The 26286-nt window shown below is 64.7% G+C and carries 27 protein-coding genes; 16 read left to right on the forward strand and 11 right to left on the reverse strand.

Going from position 1 to position 26286, the window contains the following annotated elements; genetic code table 11:
- Positions 1-3: 3 nt before the first annotated feature.
- Both CH273_RS04755 and CH273_RS04760 read right to left on the reverse strand, forming a co-directional pair.
- A complete protein-coding gene (locus CH273_RS04755) occupies positions 4-648 on the reverse strand; it encodes a Type 1 glutamine amidotransferase-like domain-containing protein (protein WP_032393482.1) in 645 nt (214 codons plus the stop codon).
- Positions 645-1085, reverse strand: a complete 441-nt coding sequence (locus CH273_RS04760; RefSeq protein ID WP_032393483.1) for an HIT family protein — start codon at positions 1083-1085, stop codon at positions 645-647. Before CH273_RS04760 ends, CH273_RS04755 begins: the two co-directional genes overlap by 4 nt.
- Positions 1086-1339: 254 nt before the next feature.
- Between CH273_RS04760 and CH273_RS04765 the strand changes: the two genes are divergently transcribed.
- Genes CH273_RS04765 through CH273_RS04775 form a run of 3 tightly spaced genes read left to right on the forward strand, consistent with a single transcriptional unit; the run spans position 1340 to position 4202 of the window.
- Entirely contained in the window at positions 1340-2458 is a 1119-nt protein-coding gene (locus CH273_RS04765) for a Re/Si-specific NAD(P)(+) transhydrogenase subunit alpha (protein ID WP_032393484.1), read from the forward strand.
- The gene (locus CH273_RS04770) at positions 2458-2781 is read left to right on the forward strand and encodes an NAD(P) transhydrogenase subunit alpha part 2 (RefSeq protein ID WP_032393485.1); all 324 of its coding nucleotides are present in this window, start codon (positions 2458-2460) and stop codon (positions 2779-2781) included. Before CH273_RS04765 ends, CH273_RS04770 begins: the two co-directional genes overlap by 1 nt.
- Entirely contained in the window at positions 2781-4202 is a 1422-nt protein-coding gene (locus CH273_RS04775; RefSeq protein WP_032393486.1) for an NAD(P)(+) transhydrogenase (Re/Si-specific) subunit beta, read from the forward strand. The genes CH273_RS04770 and CH273_RS04775 overlap by 1 nt, the downstream gene beginning before the upstream one ends.
- A 43-nt stretch (positions 4203-4245) precedes the next feature.
- On the opposite strand, the gene CH273_RS04780 is transcribed toward CH273_RS04775, so the two are convergent.
- Positions 4246-4971, reverse strand: a complete 726-nt coding sequence (locus tag CH273_RS04780; RefSeq protein ID WP_052049156.1) for a hypothetical protein — start codon at positions 4969-4971, stop codon at positions 4246-4248.
- A gap of 589 nt (positions 4972-5560) precedes the next feature.
- Here CH273_RS04780 and CH273_RS04785 point away from each other — a divergent pair.
- Together CH273_RS04785 and CH273_RS04790 are read left to right on the forward strand one after the other, a co-directional pair.
- Complete coding sequence (locus CH273_RS04785) at positions 5561-5887, forward strand: hypothetical protein (protein WP_052049157.1); 327 nt, start codon at positions 5561-5563, stop codon at positions 5885-5887.
- A gap of 111 nt (positions 5888-5998) precedes the next feature.
- A complete protein-coding gene (locus tag CH273_RS04790; RefSeq protein ID WP_032393487.1) occupies positions 5999-7024 on the forward strand; it encodes a phosphotransferase family protein in 1026 nt (341 codons plus the stop codon).
- 4 nt (positions 7025-7028) lie between these two features.
- Here CH273_RS04790 and CH273_RS04795 read toward each other — a convergent pair whose 3' ends face one another.
- Positions 7029-7502 carry an acyl-CoA thioesterase gene (locus CH273_RS04795; protein WP_032393488.1) on the reverse strand — a complete coding sequence of 158 codons (474 nt, stop codon included), beginning with the start codon at positions 7500-7502 and terminating at the stop codon, positions 7029-7031.
- Positions 7503-7512: 10 nt separating this feature from the next.
- Positions 7513-8730, reverse strand: a complete 1218-nt coding sequence (locus CH273_RS04800) for a benzoate/H(+) symporter BenE family transporter (RefSeq protein WP_032393489.1) — start codon at positions 8728-8730, stop codon at positions 7513-7515.
- A 179-nt stretch (positions 8731-8909) separates the two neighbouring features.
- On the opposite strand from CH273_RS04800, the gene CH273_RS04805 reads away from it, so the two are divergent.
- Complete coding sequence (locus CH273_RS04805; RefSeq protein WP_032393533.1) at positions 8910-9656, forward strand: GntR family transcriptional regulator; 747 nt, start codon at positions 8910-8912, stop codon at positions 9654-9656.
- A gap of 2 nt (positions 9657-9658) precedes the next feature.
- Here the strand turns inward: CH273_RS04805 and CH273_RS04810 are convergent, their stop codons facing one another.
- Both CH273_RS04810 and CH273_RS04815 read right to left on the reverse strand, forming a co-directional pair.
- On the reverse strand, positions 9659-10123 hold the full coding sequence (locus tag CH273_RS04810; protein ID WP_032393490.1) for a PTS sugar transporter subunit IIA: 465 nt from the start codon (positions 10121-10123) through the stop codon (positions 9659-9661).
- Entirely contained in the window at positions 10120-10350 is a 231-nt protein-coding gene (locus CH273_RS04815; RefSeq protein WP_032393491.1) for a glucose PTS transporter subunit EIIB, read from the reverse strand. The genes CH273_RS04810 and CH273_RS04815 overlap by 4 nt, the downstream gene beginning before the upstream one ends.
- A 175-nt stretch (positions 10351-10525) precedes the next feature.
- On the opposite strand from CH273_RS04815, the gene CH273_RS04820 reads away from it, so the two are divergent.
- From CH273_RS04820 to nagB, 3 genes are read left to right on the forward strand one after another with little or no spacing between them, the layout of a single operon-like run.
- Entirely contained in the window at positions 10526-11773 is a 1248-nt protein-coding gene (locus CH273_RS04820) for a PTS transporter subunit EIIC (RefSeq protein WP_045194431.1), read from the forward strand.
- A complete protein-coding gene (locus tag CH273_RS04825) occupies positions 11770-12954 on the forward strand; it encodes an N-acetylglucosamine-6-phosphate deacetylase (protein WP_032393492.1) in 1185 nt (394 codons plus the stop codon). Before CH273_RS04820 ends, CH273_RS04825 begins: the two co-directional genes overlap by 4 nt.
- Positions 12955-13737, forward strand: coding sequence for a glucosamine-6-phosphate deaminase (nagB, locus tag CH273_RS04830; protein ID WP_032393493.1), 783 nt, complete (start codon positions 12955-12957; stop codon positions 13735-13737). It abuts the gene before it with no gap.
- A gap of 1 nt (position 13738) precedes the next feature.
- On the opposite strand, the gene CH273_RS04835 is transcribed toward nagB, so the two are convergent.
- From CH273_RS04835 to CH273_RS04845, 3 genes are all read right to left on the reverse strand, one after another.
- Positions 13739-14566 (reverse strand): shikimate 5-dehydrogenase, encoded by an 828-nt coding sequence (locus CH273_RS04835; RefSeq protein ID WP_032393494.1) that lies wholly within the window; start codon positions 14564-14566, stop codon positions 13739-13741.
- 10 nt (positions 14567-14576) lie between these two features.
- On the reverse strand, positions 14577-15299 hold the full coding sequence (locus CH273_RS04840) for an HNH endonuclease family protein (RefSeq protein ID WP_032393495.1): 723 nt from the start codon (positions 15297-15299) through the stop codon (positions 14577-14579).
- A gap of 96 nt (positions 15300-15395) precedes the next feature.
- Entirely contained in the window at positions 15396-16301 is a 906-nt protein-coding gene (locus tag CH273_RS04845; protein ID WP_032393496.1) for an NADP-dependent oxidoreductase, read from the reverse strand.
- Positions 16302-16382: 81 nt separating this feature from the next.
- Between CH273_RS04845 and CH273_RS04850 the strand changes: the two genes are divergently transcribed.
- From CH273_RS04850 to CH273_RS04880, 7 genes are all read left to right on the forward strand, one after another.
- Positions 16383-19217 carry a DEAD/DEAH box helicase gene (locus CH273_RS04850; protein ID WP_032393497.1) on the forward strand — a complete coding sequence of 945 codons (2835 nt, stop codon included), beginning with the start codon at positions 16383-16385 and terminating at the stop codon, positions 19215-19217.
- Positions 19217-19969: an SWIM zinc finger family protein gene (locus CH273_RS04855; RefSeq protein WP_032393498.1), complete on the forward strand. Its 753-nt coding sequence runs from the start codon at positions 19217-19219 to the stop codon at positions 19967-19969. The genes CH273_RS04850 and CH273_RS04855 overlap by 1 nt, the downstream gene beginning before the upstream one ends.
- 77 nt (positions 19970-20046) lie before the next feature.
- Positions 20047-21555 (forward strand): CoA-acylating methylmalonate-semialdehyde dehydrogenase, encoded by a 1509-nt coding sequence (locus CH273_RS04860; RefSeq protein ID WP_032393499.1) that lies wholly within the window; start codon positions 20047-20049, stop codon positions 21553-21555.
- A 7-nt stretch (positions 21556-21562) separates the two neighbouring features.
- Positions 21563-22702 (forward strand): isobutyryl-CoA dehydrogenase, encoded by a 1140-nt coding sequence (locus CH273_RS04865; RefSeq protein WP_032393500.1) that lies wholly within the window; start codon positions 21563-21565, stop codon positions 22700-22702.
- A complete protein-coding gene (locus CH273_RS04870; RefSeq protein WP_032393501.1) occupies positions 22699-23757 on the forward strand; it encodes an enoyl-CoA hydratase/isomerase family protein in 1059 nt (352 codons plus the stop codon). Before CH273_RS04865 ends, CH273_RS04870 begins: the two co-directional genes overlap by 4 nt.
- Positions 23754-24662, forward strand: a complete 909-nt coding sequence (mmsB, locus tag CH273_RS04875) for a 3-hydroxyisobutyrate dehydrogenase (RefSeq protein ID WP_032393502.1) — start codon at positions 23754-23756, stop codon at positions 24660-24662. Before CH273_RS04870 ends, mmsB begins: the two co-directional genes overlap by 4 nt.
- On the forward strand, positions 24659-25435 hold the full coding sequence (locus tag CH273_RS04880; protein WP_032393503.1) for an enoyl-CoA hydratase: 777 nt from the start codon (positions 24659-24661) through the stop codon (positions 25433-25435). Before mmsB ends, CH273_RS04880 begins: the two co-directional genes overlap by 4 nt.
- Before the next feature lie 26 nt (positions 25436-25461).
- Here the strand turns inward: CH273_RS04880 and CH273_RS04885 are convergent.
- Positions 25462-26286: Hsp70 family protein (locus CH273_RS04885; RefSeq protein ID WP_256991282.1), on the reverse strand; the 825-nt coding region annotated here is incomplete at its 5' end.

The following is a 26286-nucleotide window of genomic DNA, read 5'->3' on the forward strand; positions in this document are numbered from 1 at the left end:
CGGTCAACTACCGAGCACACGCGTCCCCGACGCGTCGACGACGATGGCCTGGTCGTCGGTCAACCCGTGACAGTCCATGCCGGCCCGGCGAAGGCGCTGCACCGTCGCATGCCCCGAATTCTGCTCGTCGAGAACGGAATTCAGGTGCGGGACAATGGAGAAATCCACCAGACCCAACCCGGTCCACACCGGATCGACACCGGTGGTGTGCCGAACCTCGCCCGGGTCGTCCGCGTCCTCGACTCCGATCAACGACGGTGCGGCCACACAGGCACCCGCACTGTATCCGCCGTACGCGATCGATCCTCGCCGAACTCGGTCGGCCAGAACCTCGTCCGCACCCGAGCGGGCGAGCTGAGCGCGCAGGACGAAGGTGTTGCCCCCGCGCACCCACACCGCACCGAATCCTTCGAGCGCGCGCTCGAATGCCGCGGGCCGACCCACGTACTCGCGCAGATCCAGCTCCGCCGGCCGATACCCGAGAGCGCGCAGCGGACCGAACTCACTGCGAAGCGAGGACTCGCGAGCGGCGGCGGGCCACGCGTCCGACGCGTTCGCGATCACCGCGAGATCGGACGGCGGCCCGGTCAGCTCGACGAAAGCAGCGGAGTGGCCCCCGAATCGATACGACGACAGGAACAGTCTCACGCCGTCGATTCGCCATTCAGCCGGGCCAGCCCGACGCGAACGGCGTCCGCGACATGCTCGGGCTCACGCAGGCGGCGCGTCACGAACCCGGTAGCGAACCGCAGCCGGTCCCGATGCCAGCGAGGCACCACGTGCAAGTGCAGGTGGAAAACCGTCTGAAACGCGGCCTTGCCGTCGTTGATCACGAGGTTGGCTCCGTCTGCGCGCAGATCCGAGTGGCGCACCGCGCGCGCCAGCGTGTGACCGACGCGAAATACGTCGGCGGCCGCGTCCGGATGGGTCGAGTTCAGATCGGTGGCGTGCTCGCGCGGGACGACGAGCAGGTGTCCGCGACTGACCGGCCGGATGTCGAGAAAGGCCATCGCGTGGTCGTTCTCGAACACACGGTGTGCGGGGGCGTCGCCGGCGACGATGGCACAGAAGATGCAAGATTCCACGGTTGTCACTGTAGGGTCCGATCATCACCGATAGACCTGTATGGCGTGCATCACAATTGCCCGCCCTGTAACTGCGGAATGCCGAACGGACTCGATTCAGAACGAATCGGACTGTGTTCCGAGTTACCCGTGGTCTGTTTCCTCTGGCTACTATCAGGGACCTTGTGCCTTTGTCGCATGGGTTCGTCCACTCGTCGCAAGCTCGGGGCCGTTGGCCGATGAGTGGACACCATTCAACGCAGGAAGACGGAGATTTGGATACATCGCAGAGCACTGAGAAGGGTTCGGGAACCACGACCGTTGTCGGTGTGGTTCGGGAATCGGGGGAGGGCGAACGTCGCGTCGCCCTGGTGCCCAAGATCGTTGCCTCCCTGACGGGTAAGGGCGTCGAGATCGTCGTCGAATCGGGTGCCGGTCTGGGCGCTCTGATTCCCGACGAGCTGTACGTCGCCGCCGGAGCGACCATCGGTGATCCATGGTCGGCGGACGTCGTGGTGAAGGTCGCGCCGCCGTCCGACGCCGAGATCGCCAAGCTGTCGTCGGGTTCGACGCTCATCGGATTTCTGGCACCGCGCAACGCGGAGAACAGCATCGGGGCGTTGAAGGCGGCCGGAGTGCAGGCCTTCGCCGTCGAAGCGATCCCGCGGATCTCGCGGGCGCAGGTGATGGACGCACTGTCGTCTCAGGCCAATGTCGCCGGCTACAAGGCCGTCCTGCTGGCCGCGTCCGAGTCCACCCGATTTTTCCCGATGCTCACCACTGCCGCGGGCACCGTCAAGCCCGCCACCGTGCTGGTGCTGGGTGTGGGCGTGGCAGGTCTGCAGGCGCTTGCTACCGCGAAGCGTCTCGGCGGCCGGCCCACCGGGTACGACGTGCGCCCGGAGGTGGCGGACCAGGTTCGCTCCGTCGGGGCGCAATGGCTCGATCTCGGGATCGACGCCGCAGGTGAGGGCGGGTACGCGCGTGAGCTGACCGAGGACGAGCGGGTGCAACAGCAGAAGGCTCTCGAGGAGGCCATCAAGGGATTCGACGTGGTCATCACCACCGCTTTGGTGCCCGGACGCCCCGCCCCGCGACTGGTCACGGCCGCAGCCGTCGAGGGCATGAAGCCCGGCAGCGTCGTGGTCGACCTCGCCGGTGAGACCGGCGGCAACTGTGAACTCACCGAGCCCGGAGAGACCGTCGTCAAGCACGACGTGACCATCTGCTCGCCGTTGAACCTGCCTGCCTCGATGCCCGAGCATGCCAGCGAGCTGTACTCGAAGAACATCTCGGCATTGCTCGAACTCATGCTGGTCGACGGCAAGCTCGCCCCCGACTTCTCGGACGAGGTTCTCGCCGGTGCCTGCGTGACACGTGAGAAGGAGAACTGATGTACACCCCGCTGCTCGCGAACATAGCGATCCTGGTGTTGTCCGGGTTCGTCGGCTTCGCGGTGATCTCCAAGGTGCCCAACACCTTGCACACCCCGTTGATGTCGGGCACCAATGCCATCCACGGCATCGTCGTGCTCGGCGCGTTGGTCGTCCTGGGCAAGGTTGACGATCCGTCCATCGGATTGCAGGTGATCCTGTTCGTGGCGCTGGTCTTCGGAACGGTCAACGTGATCGGTGGATTCGTCGTCACCGACCGCATGCTCGGCATGTTCAAGTCCAAGCCTGTCCCTGCCAAGGCCGAGAAGGGCGCTGACTCCTGATGGACAATCTCGTCAACATCCTCTACATCGTCGCGTTCGCGATGTTCATCTACGGTCTGATGGGTCTGACGGGCCCGAAGACCGCTGTCCGCGGCAATCAGATCGCAGCCGTCGGCATGTTCATCGCAGTGGTGGCGACCCTCATCTCCATCCGAGACACCGGCAACTGGATTCTCATCGTCGTCGGCCTGGTCGTCGGCGTCGCTCTCGGTATCCCTCCCGCGCGTCGGGTCAAGATGACGGCAATGCCGCAGTTGGTGGCTCTGTTCAACGGCGTCGGCGGTGGAACGGTTGCACTGATCGCCTGGGCCGAGTTCCTCGACACATCGGGATTCTCGAACTTCAAGCACGGTGAATCTCCGACGGTCCACATCGTCATCGGGTCGCTGTTCGCGGCGATCATCGGGTCGATCTCGTTCTGGGGATCGCTGATCGCGTTCCTCAAGCTGCAGGAGACCCTGCCCGGTTCGCCCATCACCATCGGTAAGTTGCAGCAGCCGCTCAACGCTCTGCTGCTGATCGGTGCCGTGGCGGCTGCGGTGGTCATCGGAATCAACGCCACTCCGGGCGGCGGGGTGTCGCAGTGGTGGATCGTCGCGGTTCTCGTACTCGCCGGAATTCTGGGTCTGACGGTCGTGCTGCCCATCGGCGGCGCGGACATGCCGGTCGTCATTTCGTTGCTCAACGCTCTGACCGGTCTGTCCGCTGCGGCGGCAGGTCTGGCGCTCAACAACACAGCGATGATCGTCGCAGGCATGATCGTCGGCGCGTCCGGCACGATTCTGACCAACCTCATGGCCAAGGCCATGAACCGTTCCATCCCGGCCATCGTCGCCGGCGGATTCGGTGGCGGCGACGCGGCTGCCGGGCCTGCGGGTGCAGGCGGCGGAACCGCGAAGGCCACGTCCGCGGCGGATGCGGCGATCCAGATGGCCTACGCCAACCAGGTCATCGTCGTACCCGGATACGGACTCGCGGTTGCGCAGGCGCAGCATGCGGTCAAGGACATGGCCAAGCTACTGGAGTCGAAGGGCGTCGAGGTCAAGTACGCCATTCACCCCGTGGCCGGTCGCATGCCCGGGCACATGAACGTGCTGCTCGCCGAGGCCGATGTCGCGTACGACGCGATGAAGGAAATGGACGACATCAACGACGAATTCTCCCGTACCGACGTCACGCTGGTCATCGGTGCGAACGACGTGACCAACCCGGCGGCGCGCAACGATCCGTCGAGCCCGATTCACGGGATGCCGATCCTGAACGTCGATCAGTCGAAGTCGGTCATCGTTCTGAAGCGGTCGATGTCGTCCGGGTTCGCCGGCATCGAGAACCCGTTGTTCTTCGCCGAGGGCACCTCGATGCTGTTCGGTGACGCGAAGAAGTCGGTGTCCGAGGTGACCGAGGAGCTCAAGGCCCTCTAGTCACGAGCAGTCAGCAGTCAGATGGGGCGCTTCCGGTTGTTCGTCAACGGGAGCGCCCCATTTTGCGTTGAACGGCCAGAGCGGCCGTGTCGAGCGGGTTGCGAGCTTCGCGGGCAGCTGCGACGGGCGAGTAGAGCATGACGATCGAGCACGCCGGCCACCACACGAACACGATCGACGCTGCGCTCACGATCCCGGTCACGGACGCGGAACCGACGAAAAGGGCAGCCGCCGCGACCGCGAGCGTTGCGACGGTGCCCAGGCCGAGGACCACGGGCCGCCACGCTGCGGACGCCACCATGGACGCTGCTCCGAGTAGAGAGGCCACCGCGACGAGTTGACCGTTCGGAAGATCTGCCGACGGCATCGACGCTCCCAGGACCTCGCGAGCGAGCGCACTGCTGACGACGGCACCGATGGTGCAGGCGATCACCACCCCGATCCCGAACGGCAGCTTTCGTATCAGCGCCACGACGGCGAGTGCGGCGACGGCGATCAACACCGCGGTCACATCGATCGCATCGAGTACGTGAGTGGCCAGTGCCGTGGCAGGGGTCGATTCGACGGACGTCGAGGGTGCGACCTGCGGTGCCCACATCAGGATCAACAGCAACAGGACGGCAGAGGCAGCGGACACGGCCGAGCGAGCGACCACGGCGCGCCGCCGCGGACGGGTGGGGGCACTGGACGGCACCGCGGGCGTCTCGGCGTCGGTTTCGGCGTGACGGGACGCTTGGATCGGTCCGGAACCGAGGCTCGGTGTTGGCATGCGGCCACGGTGCCCGACTCGGCTGAACATCGGATGTGAGGAAGTTGGGAACGAGCTGATTGTTTTCGTAATAACGTTTCGATCACGCAGCGGCCTGAGGGGTATCGAAAAGTGAGCGGCAGGATGCTCACTTCGTCAAATTCTGCATGTCGGCAAATCGGCCACAAGTCGGGGCAAGAGATCGAAAACTGGGCCGATACAGAACTGCGTGCCTTCTTGCAGCTCGTGTAGCGGAGGCATGCTGAGTTCGAGTTGCTGCAGTCGGACGTCGGTCCGAATGGTGTGAATGCCCTCCGACCTGGCGTTTTGTCGATTACTTGTTTCCTGTCACAGCATTTCGTAAACCAAACTATGACTTCGTTGCAAGACGTTGATTGGATGGGTCCAAGTGTGTGACGATAGTCACAGAGTCCAGTTCACCCTGGGCGAGACCGACCAAAAGGGCGTAGTTTCAGCCGCATCGGAAACCCGCAATCGACCGTTACAGCCAAATCGATAACGATCTGGAAACGGACCGTGGTACCCGTCACAACCCGTTGGAATCGGGTATTCGACACCTACGGACGCCGACAACTCGAGGGAGAAGAACATGACCGCAATGTCTCAGGGACAGCTCGCTATGGTCCGCGCGTTCTTTTGCAACGAGTTCCAAGCGGACTCGCTCGACCGATCGACCGTGCCCGATCCCACGGCCGACGCCGTCGCCGAATGGATCGACGCTCTGGCAACCAGCGGACTGTTCGCACCTGCCGAAGTGCGGAACATCTCCTCCGTCTGGGCCTCCGAGCCGGAGACGATGGTTGCCCTGTTGGTCGGTGAAGTGGACGAAATTGCCGTCAAGCGCAACGAGGTAGCCGCTCCGGCTCCGGCGATCGCGACTCCAGCGCTGATCTCCGCGTTCGAGCGCGCAAGTTGATCGGCCCCGCTCGGTGCCTCGGCACCCGAGCGGGTTCAGCTTCGCTACTATCGGTCGAATTCCGATGACGGCAGTCGACAACGGTGTCGCGCGGCGAAGTGAGGGTTCTGTATGGGTGCGGTGGGACTGGACGAAGACGCGGTATCGACCTGGATCGCAGGATTGGGAATCGGCGCAACCTCGCCTCTCACCTTCCATCGGATCGGTAACGGTCAGTCCAATCTCACCTACGCGGTTCGTGATGCCGGCGGCAGTCGCTGGGTGCTTCGGCGTCCACCACTGGGGAAACTGTTGGCGTCCGCACACGATGTGGTGCGTGAGCATCGAATTCTGTCGGGCCTGCAGAACACGGCGGTTCCGGTTCCGAAAATGATTGCGATGACCGAGGATTCGTCGGTGTCCGAGGTCCCACTCGTGCTGATGAGTTTCGTCGATGGCATCGTCGTCGACTCGGTGGCGGTAGCCGAAGGACTCGACCCCGATCACAGGCGCCGAGTTGGGCTCGGCCTCACGGTCGCGCTGTCCGACATCCATCGCGTGGATCTGGACTCCTCGGGTCTGGCCGATCTGGCCAGTCACAAGCCGTACGCTGCTCGCCAACTGGCCCGGTGGACCAAGCAATGGCAATCCTCGCGCACTCGCGACGTACCCGGTATCGATTCGCTGGCAACGCGATTGGCAGCCGGCATTCCATCGCAGCACGAGGTGACTCTGGTGCACGGAGACTTCCACCTCAGCAACGTCATCACGGCCCGCGACGACGGCCGTGTCGCCGCGGTTGTCGACTGGGAGCTGTGCACACTCGGAGACCCCTTGGCGGACCTCGGAGGACTTCTGGCCTATTGGCCGCAAGCCGACGACGGGGTCGCCGGTCCCTTCATGGCGTCGACTCTGCCGGGCTTTCCTACTCGGGCCGAACTCGTCGAGTCGTATGCACAGCACACCGGCCGCGACGTCTCCGATGTCGGATTCTGGCAGGTACTGGCGCTGTGGAAGCTCTCGATCATCGCCGAAGGTGTCATGCGCCGGATGGAAGCAGACTCGCGAAACCGGGCGGTGGCAGGCGGGCCGACCACGACGCTCATCGACGACATCGTCAGCAGGGCTCTGCGTACGGCCGACGAGATCGGGCTGTAGTCGGTCAGGCCGACGCCGTCCCGATCACCAAAGTGCGAGCTGCAGTCTCGATTTCGGGAGGAATCGCCACCGGCCTACGGGTGACCCCATCGACGTACACGTGTACGAATCGACCCCTGGCCGCCAGCTCCAACGCATCGTCGTCGGCTTCGCGGAACAACCCGAGCGAGTACACGATGCTGCGGGTGCCCAGCTTCTCGACTGCCAGGCCCACCTGAAGGCGATCCGGAAAGCTCAACTCGGACACGTATCGGCACGAGGTTTCGGCAACGACACCGATCGCAGGCAGTGTCCTGATATCGAGACCGGTCGTCTCCATCAGCCAACCGTTGACGGCGGTGTCGAAATAGGCGTAGTAGGTGACGTTGTTGACGTGGCCGTAGTGGTCGTTGTCGTCCCATCTCGTCGTCACCGGCCACAGTGCCGGAAAATCCGATGCGTGCGACAAGTCCGACGCGGGGCTCACTCGATCGGTCATGAACGTGACCCTAACCAGTGGCGTCGGTAGCGGGCGTCGCCGGGGATTGCCGACGCAGGATCGCTCGGACCATCAGACCGACGACCAAGGCCCAGAATGCGGAGCCGATCCCTGCGAATGTCAGGCCGGACGCAGCGACGAGGAATGTCAGAACCGTTGCCTCTCTGTCCGCTGCATGTTCCAGCGCGCCGAACAACGACGCCGCGAGGGTCCCCAACAGGGCAAGCCCGGCAACTGTTTCCACCACACCTGCGGGAGCGGCAGCGACCAGGGTGGCCAGGGCGGTGGAGAGAAGCGCCAGCACCAGGTAGGACGATCCGGCCGAGAAGGCGGCGATCCATCGCCGCTTCGGGTCCGGATGGGCACTGGGATTCGCCGACAGCGCAGCGCTGATCGCGGCGAGGTTGATCGTGTGACCGCCGGCGAATGCGCCCAGGACGGTTCCGGTTCCGGTGACGGCCATCGACGCACGCCAGGGAATGCGGAACCCGAACGACGCCATGACCGTGACGCCGGGGATGTTCTGGGACGCCATCGTGACGATGTACAGCGGCACCGCGATACCTATTGTGGCCTGCCAGCTCCAGTGCGGAACCGTCCAGTCGATTCGGGGGACCAGATCGTTCGGCGCGATCGGAGTGCCGCCGCCGACCAGACCGGCCGAGATCACCACCGCCGCCGCGGCGAATGCTGCCGGAACTGCCCAACGTGCACTGAACCGCAGGACCACGAGCCAGACCAGGACCACCGGAGCCACCTGGGCGGGAGAGTCGGCGAAGGCGACCACCGGTGCCGCGCAGAGAGGAAGGAGAACTCCGGCCAGCATCGCCTGCGCAAGTGGCACCGGAATTGTCGACACGAGTGCGCCGAGTCTCGGCCACAGGCCCGTCAGGACGATCAGTACTCCGACGGTGACGAACGCACCCACCGCCGCGGGCCACCCTCCGACCACCATGCCGGTTCCGGCGAGCAGTGCCGCGCCCGGTGTCGACCACGCCAGAGTGATGGGCTGTCTGTATCTGCGCGCGAGCCACATCATTCCCACGGCCTGGGTGACGCACAGTGCCAGCAAACCGGAGGCCGCCTCGGTCGGGCTGGCACCTACCGCCCGCAGGCCCGTCAGTACAACGGCGAACGAGCTGGTGAAGCCGACCAATGAGGCCACGATTCCAGCGCTGACGGGGGTGGAGAGTGGCGTCGGTCTGTCGGCAGCGTCGGCGGTGGTCACGACTGACGATGATGCACTGTGGGCCGTCGCCTGTCGCGTCGTTTCCCGTCGAGCCGAGTCGCCACCAGGGGTCGGTGGTCGAATGCTGTCGGGGCACCGTCGATGTGACGTAGTCTCTTGGTTGGACCGGACCAGTCCGTACCGCTGGTTCGGCGAGTGACGGAAAGGCCTGCGCAGTGGTGATGCCCGTACATCTGAGGGACAGTCAGGTCCCCAAGCACGAACAGCTTCGCGCAATTCTGTTGCACCGTTGCACGAAGGAGTTGCAACCCGGCGATCTCATGCCCAGCGAGCGAAAGCTGATGGAGGACTACGGCGTCAGCCGCATCACCGTTCGCGAGGCCATCGGTCAACTCGTCAACGACGGACACCTGGTGCGGGTCCGTGGCAAGGGCACGTTCGTGGCCAGTCGCACCGTGCAGTCTCGTTTGCACCTGGCGTCGTTCTCGGAGGAGATGCGGGCGCAAGGATTGACGCCGACGACGGTGGTGCTGTTCGCGCGGCTCGAAAGCCCCTCGGCGGCAACGACTCGCGCTCTCGGACTGGCCGACGAAGAACAGACCTACCACGTCAAGCGTCTTCGGTTGGCCGATGCCGAACCGGTCAGCGTCGACGACGCGTGGTACCGGGCTTCCCTGCTCCCCGGCCTGATCGAACACGACCTGAGCAAGTCCGTGTACGAGGCCGTTCAGATTCACTACGGGTTGACCATCGACCGGGCCGAGCAGACCGTCAAAGCCACTGCGGCCGACAGTGATACCGCCACCCTGCTCGGCACCAAGCGCGGTGCCCCCGTGCTGTACTTCGACCGTGTCTCCTTCAGCGGAGACGAGCCGCTCGAACACACCGAGAGTTGGTACCGCTGCGATCGGTATCAACTGTCGATGGAAGTCGAAGGCGGGCGACGCACCTCGCAGCGTCGGTGAGATCAGGGCAGCTCGAACAACAGGTCGCCCACCGCCACGGTGTTGTCGATGCTGGCACTCGTCACCGAATCCGGCTTCGAGTCCATCAGAACCACGGGAACGACATCCGAGTAGCCTGCCGCCGCGATCGCCGCCGGATCGTAGGTGACGACGAGATCGCCGGCCTCGACTCGATCACCCTCTGCTGCGAAGAGTTCGAAGCCTGCGCCCTTCATCTTCACGGTGTCGATACCGATGTGCACCAATACGCCCGCCTTGTTCTCGGTGAAGACGACGAATGCGTGTGGATGGAGTTTGAGGATCGTGCCCGCGACCGGTGAACGAACCTCGACCGCCCCGTCGTCGGGTGCCGGGCGCAGTGCGACACCGGAGCCGACCATCTGCGCCGAGAACACCGGGTCCGGCACGTCTGCAAGCGAAATCACCTGGCCGGCAACAGGGCTGAGGATCGCACCGGCGTCGCTCACAGGATGTCGCCGATGTCTTCTGCGAGCGTGTCCGCTTCGGGGCCGACGATGACCTGAACTGCGGTTCCCTTGTGGAAGACGCCGTGGGCACCTGCTGCTTTGAGTGCTGCCTCGTTCACCAACGACCCATCCTTGACCTCGGTGCGCAGCCGGGTGATGCACGCTTCGATCTCGACGATGTTGTCGGCACCGCCGAGGCCTTCGACGATCGCGTCCGCTTTGGACATGTGGGTTCTCGCTTTCTGTGGGCGTACATCTGTCGGGTGGATCACATGTCCGGGTTGACATGTGCTTGCCACCTGGCCAAACTACAACTGGTAATGACCGGACAGTACCCCTGATGGCACCCGGTCACAACAGCGAAAAGCCCCCGAAGGACCAGCCCTCGAAGAGAAGGTCGCCATGACCCCGAAGAAGACTGACTCGGTCGACACCGAGCCGAAGAAGGAATCTCGATCATTGGCCGGGCTGCAGCGCTTCGGTCGCAGCCTCATGCTCCCGATCGCTGTTCTGCCCGCCGCCGGAATTCTCCTGAGACTCGGGCAGGACGACCTGCTGGGTCGATTCAGCGCACTGGAGACCACCGCCGCGGTCATCTCCGCTGCAGGTCAGGCAGTGTTCACCTGGCTTCCCCTCATCTTCGCAGTCGGTATCGCCATCGGCTGGGCCAAGAAGTCCGACGGTTCGACCGCGCTCGCAGCTGTGGTCGGCTACATGGTGATGAACGGAGTCTTCACGGCCATGTCGCCGGTCGTGCTCGACGGAGAGGTCGACGCCAACGGTGACCCCGCCGTGATCGACTACGGCGTCCTGGCAGGCATCGTCATCGGATTGCTCTCGGCGATTCTCTGGCAGCGTTTCTATCGCCAGAAGCTGCCGGACTATCTCGGCTTCTTCAGTGGCCGTCGTCTGGTACCGATCATGACGGCAATCACCGGTCTCGTTGTCGCCGTGATCATGTCGTTCGTCTATCCGCTCTTCTACAGTGCACTCCAGTGGGTGGGCAACACCGTCGCCGACCACAGTGTGGTGGGCAGCGGCATCTACGGCTTCGCCAATCGCATGCTCATTCCCACTGGGCTGCACCACATTCTGAACTCCGTCGTCTGGTTTCTGGTGGGGGACTACCAGGATGCAGGTGGTCAACTGGTCCGCGGCGATCTGAATCGGTTCTTCGCCGGTGACCCGTCCGCGGGAGTGTTCATGACCGGATTCTTCCCGATCATGATGTTCGCTCTTCCCGCTGCGGCATTCGCGATCTATCGCAACGCGAAGCCGTCACAGAAGAAGCTCGTCGGCGGAATCATGTTGTCCACGGGCCTGACTGCGTTCGTCACCGGTATCACCGAGCCGCTCGAATACTCGTTCATGTTCGTCGCCTGGCCGCTCTACATCATCCATGCGGTGTTGACCGGAACGTCGATGGCCCTGTGCAATGCCCTCGGGATCCACGACGGTTTCTTCTTCTCCGCCGGCGGCATCGACTATCTGCTCAACTACGGAATCGCAACCAAAGCGTGGCTGCTCATCCCGATCGGCCTGGTGTACGCGGTGATCTACTACTTCTTGTTCAGCTTCGTCATCAAGAAATGGAACCTGCGCACCCCCGGACGTGAGGACGACGCAGTGCTCGAACCCGATCGGGCATGACCGCATCCACCACGACCACTCACCGCGGGCGGGTCGTCACGCGCGACCAGGTGATCGAGGACGGCGTCGTCGCGTGGACGGGAGACCGGATCTCGTGGGTCGGACCGGCATCGGCATGGCCCGGTCAGGCTGTACCGCAGACGGATTCGACGATCCTCCCTGGTTTGGTCGATCTGCACTGCCACGGCGGGGCGGGGGCCTCTTTCCCGGATTCACCTGCCGTCGATCTCATGACGGCGGTACGGCATCATCGCTCCCGCGGGACCACGACGATGCTCGCCTCACTGGTGTCGGCACCGCCGAAACGGCTGATCACGCAGACATCGCTTTTGGCCGATCTGTACGAGACCGGTGATGTCGCCGGGGTCCATCTCGAGGGGCCGTTCCTGTCGGTCGACCGCTGCGGCGCGCAAGACCCCGCGTCGCTGCGCAGCGGCGATCCCGGACTTCTCCGCGACATTTTGAGCGCGGGCCGGGGCGCGGTGCGGTCGATGACCCTTGCGCCCGAGATCGACGGCTTCGCCGCCGTCGCAGAGATGTTGCGAGAGAACGGGATACTGCCCAGCATCGGCCACACGGACGCCGATGCGCTCACCACCCGACGCGGAATCGAGTCGCTGGGGGACGGTCCGATCACGGCCACACACCTGTTCAACGGAATGCCTACCTGGCATCATCGGGCGCCGGGCCCGGTGAGCGAGTGTCTGGCCGCTGCGGCGCGCAACGCGATGGTGCTCGAATTGATAGGCGACGGAGTGCATCTCGCCGACGAGACCGTCCGCGCGGTGTTCGATCTCGTCGGTGGTGCACACATCGCGCTGGTCTCCGACGCGATGGCCGCGGCCGGAATGTCGGACGGTCGCTATCGACTCGGACCATTGGATGTGACCGTCCGACACTCGGTAGCGCGGTTGTCCCGCGACACCGACAGCGAGACCGCTCCGATCGCGGGCGGGACCGCAACCGTCCTGGACCTGCTACGCCGCGCCGTGCTGAACGCCGGCGTGCCATTGGTCGAGGCGGTACTGGCCGCGTCGTCGACTCCTGCCGCGTCGATCGGTCTCGACTCCGACGTCGGTAACCTCGAACAAGGCATGCGAGCCGACGTATTGGTGGTCGACGAGGCCTTCGAACCACTGCGGGTGATCAGAGGCGGAACTGCAATCGGAGAGGACAGCTAGATGGAGGTCGTGATCCTCGACGGGGCCGACGCGGTGGACCGAACAGCCGCCGACGTCGTCGAACGAGTCGCACGAGCCGGCTCCACTCCTGTACTGGGACTGGCAACCGGGTCCACCCCGGTGGGCACATATCGCGAATTGGCGCGACGGCATCGGGACGACGGCCTGTCGTTCGCGCGATGCCGCGCCTTCCTGCTCGACGAGTACATCGGACTGGCGAAAACAGCAGAGCAGTCCTACTTCTCGTTCATTCGCGAGAACTTCGTCGACCACGTCGATCTGGACGACACCGCGGTGTTCTCGCCCGACGGCGAAGCGGACGACATAGCTGTGGAGGCGCAGCGGTACGACGCGGCGATCGCCGCCGCAGGCGGCATCGATGTTCAGATACTCGGAATCGGCACAGACGGGCACATCGGTTTCAACGAGCCCGGATCGTCGCTGAGATCTCGAACACGGGTGAAGACGCTGACCGAACAGACTCGCGTCGACAACGCCCGATTCTTCGATTCGCCCGAGGACGTGCCGCATCACGTACTGACCCAGGGGCTGGGCACCATCGACGAGGCGCGTCACCTGCTGTTGATCGCAACAGGGCAGTCGAAAGCGGACGCGGTGGCGGCGGCCGTGGAAGGACCGTTGTCGGCGCACTGCCCGGCGTCGGCGATCCAATGGCACCCGCACGCAACGGTGCTGCTGGACGAGGCCGCGGCGTCGTCGCTCGCACTCGCGGAGTACTACCGGTACGCCTATGCCAACAAGCCCCGGTGGCAGCACCTGTGAGTCAGCTGCGCGAGAACTCCGATGCGCGCGCGATCTGTTCGTCTGACGGCCGAACTCCGGTGTAGAGAACGAACTGTTCTGCAGCCTGGAGCGCGATGACCTGAGCGCCGGTGATCACGGGCTTGTTCGCCGCCCGAGCGGCAACGATCAGCGGCGTTTCCGACGGCATGGCGACGACGTCGAACACGGCATTCGCTGCATCGATCTGCTGCTCGGTGAACGGTGCCGAATCGGCGTCCGGCCCTCCGGCCATACCCACCGGGGTCACGTTCACGAGCAGGTCTGCGCCCACCGCTTCGGCCGACCAGTCGTAGCCGTAGGTCTCGGCGAGGGCAGGGCCGGTGTTCGCGTTGCGGGCGACGACGGTGCCCCGGGTGTAGCCCGAATCCCGAAGTGCGGCAACGACGGCCTTGGCCATCCCGCCGCTGCCGGTGACGGCCACCGAGTAGTCGGTCGAGAAGCCACTCGCGGCGAGCAGGTTCGCGACGGCCTGGTAGTCGGTGTTGTAGGCGTGGAGGACGCCGTTCTCGTTGACGATCGTGTTGACGGATTCGATGGCGCTTGCCGACTCGTGCATCACGTCGACCAGTTCGATCACGTCTTCCTTGAACGGCATGGAGACGGCGCAGCCTCGGATGCCCAGGGCGCGAACGCCCCCCACTGCGGCGGCGAGATCGGTGGTGGTGAACGCCTTGTAGACGAAGTTCAGGCCCAACTCGTCGTAGAGATAGTTGTGGAAGCGAGTTCCGATGTTGCTCGGTCGGCCGGACAAGGACATGCAGAGCTGCGTCTCACGGTCGAGGACGCTGCGCGGGTGTGCTGTTGCCATCGCTCAGACGTTACGCCGCGCACGTCGAGGCGACCGAAGCGAGAACACCCTGATCGGCCTGGGTGATCGGTAACTCGTACTGCGCAGCGACCGACAGATACTTACCCGCATAGAAGCAGTGGTAGGCCGCGTTCGGTGGCAGCCATTGCGAGGGTGTCTTGTCGCTCTTGCTCTGATTGTCCGCTCCGTTGACTGCGAGCAGATTGAACGCCACGTCGTTGGCGAACCGAACGCGCTTGTCGGGCAACCACATGTTCGCGCCCATGTCCCATGCAGCGGACAGCGGGTAGACGTGATCGATCTGAATCTTTCCGGCGTCCGACTTGGTGAACTGGATCGGCTCACCGGAGTACGGATCTGCGAGCGAACCGGACAGCACGACGCAGTCGCGGGTGCCTGCGCGGAACTCGACCTCGGTCATCGACAGCGCCAGGACGTTGTCGCGGGTACCGCAGCCGTCGTGACCACCCGGCCCGTCGTAGTCGTCGGTCCACGCCGGGCCGAACACACACCCTTCGCCGCTCTTGCACCCGCGCTCGTAGCCGAGGGCATCGGGCCTGGCCGCGACCACGCGAACCTGGGCGAGCAACTGCTCGATCTGAGTACGCGTGGGACTGCCGGGAGCGGGTTGGGCGGGTGTGAAACCGGGGATGACGGACCGCTCGCACGAGTCGAACACGGCCATCACTGCCGCAGCGAGCACCAGCAGTACCGCGACCCACAGTTTTCTCACGCACGCCCCATCGTCGATCTCCGTACTCGGTCATCGGTCCTCGCGACAGCAGTGTGCCGGAAGGTACCGACAGTGATCCCCGCACCCGTCTCGGTGTCAGCGAACTTCGACGACGACCTTTCCGAGCACGTGTCCGTTCTCCACGAGGGCGAGAGCCTCGCCCGCACGCTCGAGGGGGAAGGCATGGTCGATACGCGGACGAATGACGCCCGACGCGGTCAGGTCCGCCAGCCGCGCGAATGCTGCGGTGGTGCGGTCCCGATCGACTCCGGATCCGTCCCACTGCGCCGCGAGCATCGGGTCTGCGACGCTGACGATCGGTACCCCCGCCGTCAGTGCGGTCGCCGCGGCGCGCAAGGTCTCGCCTCCGACGAGATCGACGATGCCGTTCACCGGTCGCGAGATCGAATCGACGAAGTCGCCGCCGGAGGCGACGAATTCGGCTCCGAGGCTCTCGATCCACTCCTGTTTGCCAGTACTCGCAACTGCGAGAGCGTCGATACCGTCGGCTCGCGCGAGTTGCAGAACGGCCGAACCCACGCCGCCACCCGCACCGAGCACCAGGATGGAATCGCCCGCGCCGACGGCCAGTCGGCGCAGCGCGTCGTACGCGGTCCCGGCAGCCACCGGCAGGGTGGCCGCCGCCGCCCACGAGACGGCCTCCGGCTTGTGGGCAGTGCTCGATGCGTTGAGCACCGTGTACTGCGCGTACCCTCCGTGCCCCGAGGCGGTGGCCCCGAACACATGGTCGCCCACCGAGAAATCGGCCACACCCGCGCCGGCCGTCACGACGGTGCCCGATACTTCCCGACCCAGAACCGCGGGCAAGGTGATCTGCACGGTGTCCTTGCGATTGCCCGCCCGCACCTTCCAATCCGCAGGATTGACCCCGGCGGCGTGGACCGCCACGAGAATCTGCCCCGGTCCCGGCTCGGGGACGGGTAGGTCGAGAAGGTACTCGGTGTCGGGTCCGCCGTATTCGCTGAAGCCGTACGCGATCATGCATCCACTGTGCCTCACCGAGCGACTTGCTCGGGAGTGCCTCACCCGAGGTGTGTCGGTGCTTGCTGGTTGGATGGACCGATGCTGCACGGTCTCTGGTCTCCCGGTGCCGGGCTGATGCTGTGGGACGACGAGATCTCCACCGGCGACGAACCCGATCTGCCGCCGACACACGCGCACGTCCTCACCCGACCGTTCCGGCACCGTGCTGCGGTGTCGTTACCGGCACCCGGGCGCAGTGCCACCGCGCAGGCCCCGGTGCAGGTTCCGGCCATCGCGCTCGCCCCGCACGACGGTGCCGATCTGCTGTTGCGGACGCCGTCCGAGCACGCTTCGATTTCCGGCGATCTCCGGTACCTGGCGCACGTCGCCCGCGGAATCGAACGCTGGGTTCGCGGCGGTCGTGTGGTTCCTGCTCTGAAGTTGATGGACGGGCAGTGGTGGCCACGGTGGCGTCTGGTCGGGGGTGAACGTCAACGGGCCTGGCTGAGCGAACTCGCCGTCGCGATGCCGTCGGTGCAGCGTGCGGGAGAGCGGCCCAAGAAGATCCTCGACGACATGGTGGAGGAGCTCACCGATCCGATCGTCAGATCGGTTCTGGGTAGGCCCGACTCGGAGCATCCGCTGTTGTCCGCTCTGATTCGCGACGACCCGTACGTGGATGGAACCCAACAGATGTCGACGTTGCTCGACAACTGGCGCGCAAGCCTCACCGTCGACGAGCCGTCCCTCGTGCTACGCCTGCTCGAACCCGATGACGACGATGGCGTCGTCGACAGTTCCTCCGAGGAATCAGCGGAGTCGTTCTGGACGCTGCAGGTGTGTCTGCGAGCGGATGGTGAAGCGCCGCGGCCGGTCCCGATGAGCCGTAAGGTCGACGCAACCCTGCTCTCGATCGCCGTGCGCAAGCTCGGTGAGGCCGTGGCGGCGTACCCGAGACTGCGTGATCTGCCGGCTCAAGAAGGCACCCTCGATCTGTTGCTTCCGACGTCGGTGGTCATCGACCTCGTCGAACACGGTGCGACGGCGCTGCAGGCCACCGGAACGACGGTTCTGCTTCCTCGGGCCTGGACGAGGTTGGATCCGTCGATGAGGCTGCGCGTCGATTCGCCTGCGGTGACGAAAGCGGCCGCCGATCGGGCGGTCGGCATGGACGAACTGGTGTCGTACGACTGGCAACTCCAACTCGGCGACATGGTGCTCACCGAGGCGGAGATGAACAGACTCGCCGTCTCGAAGGGCGATCTCGTTCGACTCCGCGGTCAGTGGGTACTGGCCGACGGCGGTCAGCTCGCACGAGCCGCCAAGTACGTCGCCGAGCATCACGGCGACGGGACTGCCCTGAGCACGCTGATGCGCGAGATGACGCTGGCCGACCCACCGCCGGCTCCGGTCCAGGACATCAGAGCCACCGGATGGGCAGCGACGTTGCTCGAGCCCGGTGCGGTGCCCGAGACGATCCCCGTACCGGCCGGTGTGAACGCAACCCTGCGGCCGTATCAGCAGCGTGGGCTCGATTGGCTCGCGTTCATGAGTCGGCTCGGTCTTGGGGCTGTACTCGCCGACGATATGGGGCTCGGCAAGACGTTGCAGGTGTTGACACTGCTCGCGCACGAGAAGAGTTCGACGCCGACGCTGCTGGTGGCACCGATGTCGGTGGTGGGCAACTGGCAACGTGAGGCGGCGAAATTCACCCCGGCACTGCGAGTTCTGGTGCACCACGGCCCGGCTCGGTCGAAGGGCGACGAGCTGGACCGGGCGATCGCCGAGCACGATCTGATCGTCACCACCTACGCGTTGATGGCCAAGGATCGCGCGCAGCTGTCCGAGCAGACGTGGCGTCGGGTGGTCCTCGACGAGGCGCAACACATCAAGAACTCGGGCACCGTGCAGGCCAAGGCGGCGCTCGCGATCCCTGCGGATCACAAGTTGGCACTCACCGGAACACCGGTCGAGAATCGTCTGGACGAGCTGAGGTCCATTCTCGACTTCGCCAATCCGGGCATGCTCGGTAGGCCGTCGGACTTTCGGAAGCGATTCTCGGTTCCGATCGAGCGTGAGAACGACGAGAGCGCGGTCTCGCGTCTGCGCGCCATCACCTCGCCGTTCATTCTGCGTCGTGTCAAGACCGATCCGACGGTCATCTCGGATCTGCCCGAGAAGAACGAGATGACCGTGCGCGCCAACCTGACGGCCGAGCAGGCCGCGCTGTACAAGGCGGTCGTCGACGAGATGATGGCGCAGATCGCCGACGCGAAGGGTATGAAGCGCAAAGGTGCGGTGCTGTCCGCGCTCACTCGTCTCAAGCAGGTGTGCAACCATCCCGCCCACTTCCTGTCCGACGGCTCGCCGGTGCTCAAGAGGGGGCAGCATCGCTCGGGCAAGATCGGTCTGGTGGAGGACATGCTCGACTCGATTCTGGGCGACAACGAGAAAGCGTTGCTGTTCACCCAGTTCCGGGAGTTCGGTGAGCTCGTGGCACCGTACTTCGCCGAACGATTCGGGACCGACCTGCCGTTCCTGCACGGCGGCGTGAGCAAGTCCAAGCGCGACGAGATGGTGGAGAAGTTCCAGAGCGGGAACGGTCCGCCGATCATGATGCTCTCGCTCAAGGCCGGCGGTACCGGCTTGAACCTCACAGCCGCCAATCATGTCGTTCATCTGGATCGTTGGTGGAACCCGGCGGTGGAGAACCAGGCGACGGACCGGGCCTTTCGCATCGGGCAGCGCAAGAACGTCGAGGTGCGAAAACTGCTGTGCGTGGGCACCGTCGAGGAACGGATCGACTCGATGCTCGTCTCCAAGCAGGATCTGGCGAATCTGGCGGTGGGCACCGGCGAGAACTGGGTGACCGAGATGGACACCGCGGAGCTGCAGGAACTGTTCCGCCTCAGCGAGGACGCGGTGGGGGAGTGATGGTCGACTTCTCGCAATACGGGAAACGGCGAAAAGCCAAGGGCGGCATCGAGTCCAGGAACAAACGCGGTGCATTCGGGCAGACGTGGTGGGGCAGGCATTTCGTGTCGGCCATGGAAGACCTCGCGGATCCGGGTCGGATAGCGCGTGGCAGAACGTACGCGCGCCAAGGGCAGGTGCTCACTCTCGGTGTCGAGCGCGGGCAGATATACGGCGAGGTGCAGGGCAGTCAGCTCGAGCCGTTCTCGGCCTCGGTCACCGTCGAACCGCTCACGCAGGGTGAGGTTGCCGCGCTCGTCGGCAGGGTGCGATCGAACCCCGGCATGCTGGCCGAGCTGGCCTCCAATGCCATTCCGCAGGCACTGGCGTCGGTATTGCTGCCGCACGACAAGGGGCAGCTCGATTTCGACTGCACCTGCCCCGACGACGGCTGGCCCTGCAAACATGCGGCGGCTCTGATGTACATCGCTGCCGAGCACATCGATGCGTCCGCCGCCACCATCCTGACGCTGCGTGGCGTCGATCTCGATCAACTGATCGAGGGTGTCGGTGACGGGGACGACGAGTTCGACCCCGACGACTGGTTCGCCGATCGCGCATCGTTCCCGGAACTTCCCCAGGTGTCGTTCGCGCCGGCGGTCGACGATCTCGATCCGTTGATCCTGCGCCGGATCTTCCGCGCCGACGGCTCCACCGAGGCCGAGGTCAGTCGTGCCGTCGCCGATCTGAGGCAGTTCTACGACCGGATGTGACCACTCCTGGACTTACGTGGACATCCGACTATAGGATGGGCGTACTTCACTTCCACGCTCGAGGACGGACAAATTCCATGGCTCGCGAACTCACGCACTTCATCGGCGGCAAGCATGTCGCAGGCACCTCCGGAAAATTCGGGGATGTCTTCGATCCCAACACCGGCGAGGTTCAGGCCCGGGTTCCCCTGGCCGACGTATCCGAGGTCGAGGCCGCGATAGCCGACGCCGAACAGGCGCAGCGTGAATGGGCAACCTGGAACCCGCAGCGTCGCGCCCGAGTGTTGATGAAATTCCTCGCGCTGGTCACGCGCGACACCGAAGAGCTCGCTCGTCTGCTCTCCTCCGAGCACGGTAAGACCATCGCCGACGCCAAGGGCGACATTCAGCGCGGCGTCGAGGTCGTCGAGTTCGCCGTCGGTGTCCCACACCTGCTCAAGGGTGAGTACACCGAGGGTGCGGGCGGCGGAATCGACGTCTACTCGATGCGTCAGCCACTCGGCGTCGTAGCCGGAATCACCCCGTTCAATTTTCCCGCGATGATTCCCCTGTGGAAGGCCGGCCCGGCCATCGCCTGCGGAAACGCGTTCATTCTCAAGCCCTCCGAGCGTGACCCGTCCGTTCCGCTCAAGCTCGCCGAACTCTTCCTCGAGGCAGGACTTCCGCCGGGTGTGTTCAACGTCGTCAACGGCGGCAAGGATGCCGTCGACGTGCTCCTCACCGACGACCGCGTCAAGGCGATCGGCTTCGTCGGTTCGACCCCCATCGCGCAGTACATCTACGAGACGGCAGCCCAACACGGCAAGCGAGCGCAGTGCTTCGGTGGAGCCAAGAACCACGCCCTGGTGATGCCCGACGCCGATCTCGACGAGGTCGCCGACGCACTGCTCGGTGCCGCCTACGGTTCGGCAGGTGAGCGTTGCATGGCGATCTCCGTCGCGGTACCGGTCGGGGAGGAGACTGCCGACGCGTTGGTCGCCAAACTGACCGAGCGAGTGGCGAAGCTGAAGATCGGCCGCAGCGACGACGAGAGCGCGGACTTCGGGCCGCTCGTGGGCAGCGATGCTTTGAAGCGAGTCAACGACTACACCCAGATCGGTGTGGACGAGGGTGCCGAACTGGTCGTCGACGGACGCGGTTTCAGCCTCGAAGGCCACGAGAACGGATTCTTCGCCGGCGCAACGCTGTTCGACAAGGTGACCACCGACATGCGGATCTACAAGGAGGAGATCTTCGGACCCGTCCTGATCGTCGTCCGCGCCAAGGACTACGAGGATGCTCTGCGCTTGCCCACCGAGCACGAATACGGCAACGGGGTCTCGATCTTCACCCGTGACGGCGATACTGCCCGCGACTTCTGCTCCCGTGTCCAGGTGGGCATGGTCGGCGTCAACGTACCGATTCCGGTGCCGATCGCCTACCACACCTTCGGTGGTTGGAAGCGTTCGGGATTCGGTGATCTGAACCAGCACGGGCCCGATTCGATTCGCTTCTACACCAAGACCAAGACGGTCACCCAGCGCTGGCCGTCGGGCACCAAAGAAGCAGTTGCACAGAATCACTTCGTCATTCCGAACATGGACTGATCCGGCGATGTTCACCTTGAACGAGGACGAGCGAGCGATCAACGACACCGCTCGCGAATTCGCCGACGAGTTCCTGGCACCGAATGCCATCGAATGGGATCAGCAGAAACACTTTCCGGTGGACGTGCTGCGCAAGGCAGCGGGACTGGGAATGGGCGGCATCTACATTCGCGAGGATGTGGGTGGATCGGGTCTGACCAGAGTCGATTCGGTGCGGATCTTCGAGCAGTTGGCCACCGGTGACCCGTCTATCGCGGCGTACATCTCCATTCACAACATGGTCGCGTGGATGATCGACACCTACGGCAACGACGAGCAACGGCAGCGTTGGCTCCCGGGCCTGTGCGCGATGGATCAGCTGGGGAGCTACTGCCTCACCGAGCCGGGCGCGGGATCCGACGCCGCGATGCTCGGCACCAAAGCTGTGCGTGACGGTGACGAATATGTGCTGGACGGCGTCAAGCAATTCATCTCCGGCGCAGGCACATCCGAGGTGTACGTCGTGATGGCGCGCACCGGTGCACCAGGGCCGCGCGGCATCTCGGCGTTCATCGTGCCGAAGGACTCCGCGGGACTCTCGTTCGGAGCCAACGAGAAGAAGATGGGCTGGAATGCCCAGCCCACCCGGCAGGTCGTTCTCGAAGGAGTCCGCATCCCGGCCGAGAACCTGCTCGGCAACGAGGGCGACGGGTTCCGTATCGCGATGAACGGACTCAACGGAGGGCGCATCAACATCGCGGCATGTTCGATCGGCGGCGCGCAGTCCGCTCTCGACAAGGCCGTTGCCTACCTCGCCGAGCGCAAGGCGTTCGGGGCGCGGTTGCTCGATGCGCAGGCGCTCCAGTTCCGACTCGCCGATTTCAAGACCGAACTCGAAGCCGCCCGTACGCTGCTGTGGCGGGCCGCGGACGCGCTGCAGAACGACGCGCCGGACAAGGTCGAAATGTGCGCCATGGCAAAGCGTTTCGGAACCGACACCGGATTCGAGGTCGCCAACGGAGCGCTGCAACTGCTCGGCGGCTACGGCTACCTCAGCGAATACGGCGTCGAGAAGATCGTTCGTGACCTTCGGGTGCACCAGATTCTGGAAGGGACCAACGAAATCATGCGAGTGGTCGTCGCTCGGTCGATCGTGGGTGCCGCATGAGCGACGTGATCCTCGAGGTCTCCCGCGGTATAGGTCGAATCACCCTGAACCGCCCCAAAGCCATCAATGCGCTCGACCATGCGATGGTTCGCGAGATCGCACCGGCGTTGGCGCAGTGGGCAACCGACGACGCTGTGGACGTCGTCCTGCTGACCGGAGCAGGTGAGCGCGGACTGTGTGCAGGCGGCGACATCGTCTCCATCTACCACGACGCCAAGGACGGCGGCAGCGGTAGCAAGGACTTCTGGCGCGAGGAGTACATCCTCAACGCCGCGATCGCTCGATTCCCCAAGCCGTTCGTGGCCATCATGGACGGCATCGTCATGGGCGGAGGCGTCGGACTCTCGGCACATGCCAACACTCGCATCGTCACCGAACGATCGAAGATCGCCATGCCCGAGGTCGGAATCGGATTCGTTCCCGATGTGGGTGGCACGTACCTGCTCTCGCGTGCACCGGGCCAGATCGGCACCCACTTCGCGCTCACCACGGCGCGAATGAATGCCGCCGACGCCATCGCGGTCGGCTTCGCCGATCACTACATCCCGTCCGACAAGCTGGAGGACTTCTACTCGGCACTCGAGACGGTCAGCGTCGGAGAGGCCGTCGCGACGTTCAGCGAGCCGGCACCGGAGTCCACGATTGTCGGTCAGCAGGAATGGATCGACGAGTGCTACGCCGGCGACGACGTTCAGGGCATCGTGGACGCGCTTGCCGCCAGCACAGTGCCCGAGGCGCAGAAGTCGGCGCAGGACATCGCGTCCAAATCACCTGTGTCGCTGGCAGTGACACTGAGATCGCTGCGTCGCGCCGCGACGCTGCCGACGCTGGAGTCGGTACTCGACGAGGAATACCGCGTGTCGGTCGCGTCGCTGAGCAGCCACGACCTCGTCGAGGGAATCCGAGCACAGGTGGTCGAGAAGGACCGCAACCCGCAATGGCAACCGCGTACGTTGGCAGACGTCACGCCCGAGGACGTCGACCGGTACTTCGCGCCCCTCGGGGACGCGGAGCTGGGCCTGTCGAACGCACACACAGAAGGTGAGCAGTCATGAGCGAGAAGACGATCGGCTTCATCGGCCTCGGCCACATGGGTGGACCGATGGCCGCCAATCTGGTTGCGGCCGGCTACACGGTGCAGGGCTTCGACCTGGTTCCCGCGGCGCTCGAGCAGGCCACGAAGGACGGCGTCACCGTGATGGAATCGGCCGTGGCCGCCGTCGCCGATGCCGACATCGTCATCACGATGCTGCCCAACGGCAGACTGGTACTGGGGTTGTACGCGGACCTGCTGCCCGCTGCCGCGCCGGGTACGTTGTTCATCGATTCCTCGACCATCGACGTCGCCGATGCGCACAACGCCCACAAGCTGGTGCACGAGGCAGGACACCGCAGTCTGGACGCGCCGGTTTCCGGCGGAGTCGGGGGAGCGGCCGCAGGAACACTGACCTTCATGGTCGGCGGTTCCGAGGAGGATTTCGCCTCTGCTGCAGAGGTTCTCGACGTCATGGGTCGCAAGGTGGTGCACTGCGGTGCAGCAGGCAACGGCCAGGCCGCCAAGATCTGCAACAACATGATTCTCGGAGTGTCGATGATCGCCATCAGTGAGGCCTTCGTGCTGGGGGAGAAATTGGGGCTGAGCAATCAGGCACTATTCGACGTGGCGTCGACTGCGTCGGGTCAATGTTGGGCACTGACGACGAACTGCCCGGTGCCAGGACCGGTCCCGACGAGCCCTGCCAACAACGAGTACAAGCCCGGCTTCGCGGCAGCTCTCATGGACAAGGACCTGGGTCTGGCTGCCAATGCACTGCGCGACAACGGTGTCGAGGGTGTCCTCGGCCTACGGGCGGCCGAGTTGTACTCTCGGTTCAAGGAAACATCCGGGGGCGGCACCGATGTCGACTTCTCCGGCATCATCAACGACATCCGCGAGCGCTCGAACGGAGCAGGCCAGTGAGTGACTACGAGACGATTCTGCTCGAGCGTCGGGGACGCGTCGGCATCATCACACTCAATCGTCCCAAGGCGCTGAACGCGCTCAACTCCGAGCTGATGCGCGAAGTGGTTTCGGTGGTCGGAGAACTCGACGCCGACTCCGGCATCGGTGCGATCCTGATCACCGGCTCCGAGCGAGCCTTCGCGGCCGGCGCCGACATCAAGGAGATGCAGCCCAAGTCCTACATGGACGTGTACCTCGACGACTTCTTCGCGGCGTGGGATCGACTTGCGTCGGCTCGGACGCCGTTGATCGCAGCGGTCTCCGGTTACGCGCTCGGCGGCGGGTGTGAACTCGCGATGCTGTGCGATGTCCTGATCGCCTCGGACACCGCGGTATTCGGACAACCCGAGATCAAGCTCGGCGTCATCCCGGGAATCGGCGGGTCGCAGCGCCTGACGCGAGCGGTGGGCAAGGCCAAGGCCATGGAGATGTGCTTGACCGGTCGCAACATGAAGGTCGAAGAAGCCGAGCGAGCCGGACTGGTCTCGCGCATCGTGCCGGTTGCCGATCTGCTCGACGACGCCATCGCGACCGCGACCACCATCGCCGAGATGTCGCTACCGGTTGCCCAGATGGCGAAGGAAGCGGTGAACCGATCGTTCGAGTCCAGTCTGCGCGAGGGTGTTCTGTTCGAGCGCCGCGTGTTTCACTCGACTTTCGCCACCGAGGATCAGAAGGAAGGTATGTCGGCCTTCATCGAGAAGCGGACGCCGAACTTCCAGCACCGGTAGCGGCGGGCTCCACTCCCGGTGCCGTCCTACCTGTCGGGGGACAGGAGGGCGGCCCCGCGGGCCGAGACCAGCTCCGGCATCGACGGCACCAGCGTCGTCAGACCGGTACGCAGCTCGAGAGAACGCGCAATCGAGGTGATGTTCGCACCGCCGCCCACCACGACGATGGACTGCGGTCTGGCACCGGACAATTGGATGGTCTGCTCCACCAGCATGCCCGCATACCGCACCGGTCCTGCGATCAGATCGTCGAAGTCGCGCCGAGTGAGCACATGCCGCGCAGTACCGGACGGATCGGTGGTGCTGACGACGGAGTCCACGCTCAACTGCTCCTTGATGGACCGGCTGGCGTCGATTCCGACGCGAACGCCGTTGGACGAGAGCAGCCTGCGAACCGAGTGATCGAGATCGTCGCCGCAGAACGTGGCAGTGCGCCGCGTCATGAGGGTGCGAGTGGACGCGAGATCGATGACGGTGACCGTGGTGCCGGTGCTACCGATATCGCACAACACGGTGACTCCGTGATTGGGTACCAGCCCGATGAAACGCAGATAACGCACTTGCGCAGCAGTTTCCGGCACGAGCGACGCCGTGCGGGCCGTACCTCGGGTGGCGACTGCGCCTGGATCGGTGGCAACCCGATAGGCGATGGCCGAGAACTGCACCGGCAGCGACATCGTCGCGGCGATCGAGTGGATGGCGTCGACACCGGTGGCGATCGTGGTGGACAGCGACTGCCCGGGCGTGCGGCGCACCGTCCGCGACACGATGGGGGTTCGATGGGGGCTGTCCAGATACGTCAGAATTGCGCGTGCACCGTGCGCACCCGCCCCGACCCCCAACACAATCAC

It is taken from the genome of Rhodococcus sp. 05-339-2 (assembly GCF_002258965.1).
Taxonomy (GTDB): Bacteria; Actinomycetota; Actinomycetes; order Mycobacteriales; family Mycobacteriaceae; genus Rhodococcoides.

Coding starts and splice junctions, on each gene's coding strand:
- CH273_RS04865 (WP_032393500.1), top strand. CDS start 21,563: ATGTTCACCTTGAACGAGGACGAGCGAGCGATCAACGACACCGCTCGC.
- CH273_RS04835 (WP_032393494.1), bottom strand. CDS start 14,566: ATGGCAACAGCACACCCGCGCAGCGTCCTCGACCGTGAGACGCAGCTC.
- CH273_RS04855 (WP_032393498.1), top strand. CDS start 19,217: ATGGTCGACTTCTCGCAATACGGGAAACGGCGAAAAGCCAAGGGCGGC.
- CH273_RS04845 (WP_032393496.1), bottom strand. CDS start 16,301: ATGATCGCGTACGGCTTCAGCGAATACGGCGGACCCGACACCGAGTAC.
- mmsB (WP_032393502.1), top strand. CDS start 23,754: ATGAGCGAGAAGACGATCGGCTTCATCGGCCTCGGCCACATGGGTGGA.
- CH273_RS04820 (WP_045194431.1), top strand. CDS start 10,526: ATGACCCCGAAGAAGACTGACTCGGTCGACACCGAGCCGAAGAAGGAA.
- CH273_RS04785 (WP_052049157.1), top strand. CDS start 5,561: ATGACCGCAATGTCTCAGGGACAGCTCGCTATGGTCCGCGCGTTCTTT.
- CH273_RS04795 (WP_032393488.1), bottom strand. CDS start 7,502: ATGACCGATCGAGTGAGCCCCGCGTCGGACTTGTCGCACGCATCGGAT.
- CH273_RS04815 (WP_032393491.1), bottom strand. CDS start 10,350: ATGTCCAAAGCGGACGCGATCGTCGAAGGCCTCGGCGGTGCCGACAAC.
- CH273_RS04860 (WP_032393499.1), top strand. CDS start 20,047: ATGGCTCGCGAACTCACGCACTTCATCGGCGGCAAGCATGTCGCAGGC.
- CH273_RS04870 (WP_032393501.1), top strand. CDS start 22,699: ATGAGCGACGTGATCCTCGAGGTCTCCCGCGGTATAGGTCGAATCACC.
- CH273_RS04790 (WP_032393487.1), top strand. CDS start 5,999: ATGGGTGCGGTGGGACTGGACGAAGACGCGGTATCGACCTGGATCGCA.
- nagB (WP_032393493.1), top strand. CDS start 12,955: ATGGAGGTCGTGATCCTCGACGGGGCCGACGCGGTGGACCGAACAGCC.
- CH273_RS04770 (WP_032393485.1), top strand. CDS start 2,458: ATGTACACCCCGCTGCTCGCGAACATAGCGATCCTGGTGTTGTCCGGG.
- CH273_RS04850 (WP_032393497.1), top strand. CDS start 16,383: ATGCTGCACGGTCTCTGGTCTCCCGGTGCCGGGCTGATGCTGTGGGAC.
- CH273_RS04775 (WP_032393486.1), top strand. CDS start 2,781: ATGGACAATCTCGTCAACATCCTCTACATCGTCGCGTTCGCGATGTTC.
- CH273_RS04780 (WP_052049156.1), bottom strand. CDS start 4,971: ATGCCAACACCGAGCCTCGGTTCCGGACCGATCCAAGCGTCCCGTCAC.
- CH273_RS04825 (WP_032393492.1), top strand. CDS start 11,770: ATGACCGCATCCACCACGACCACTCACCGCGGGCGGGTCGTCACGCGC.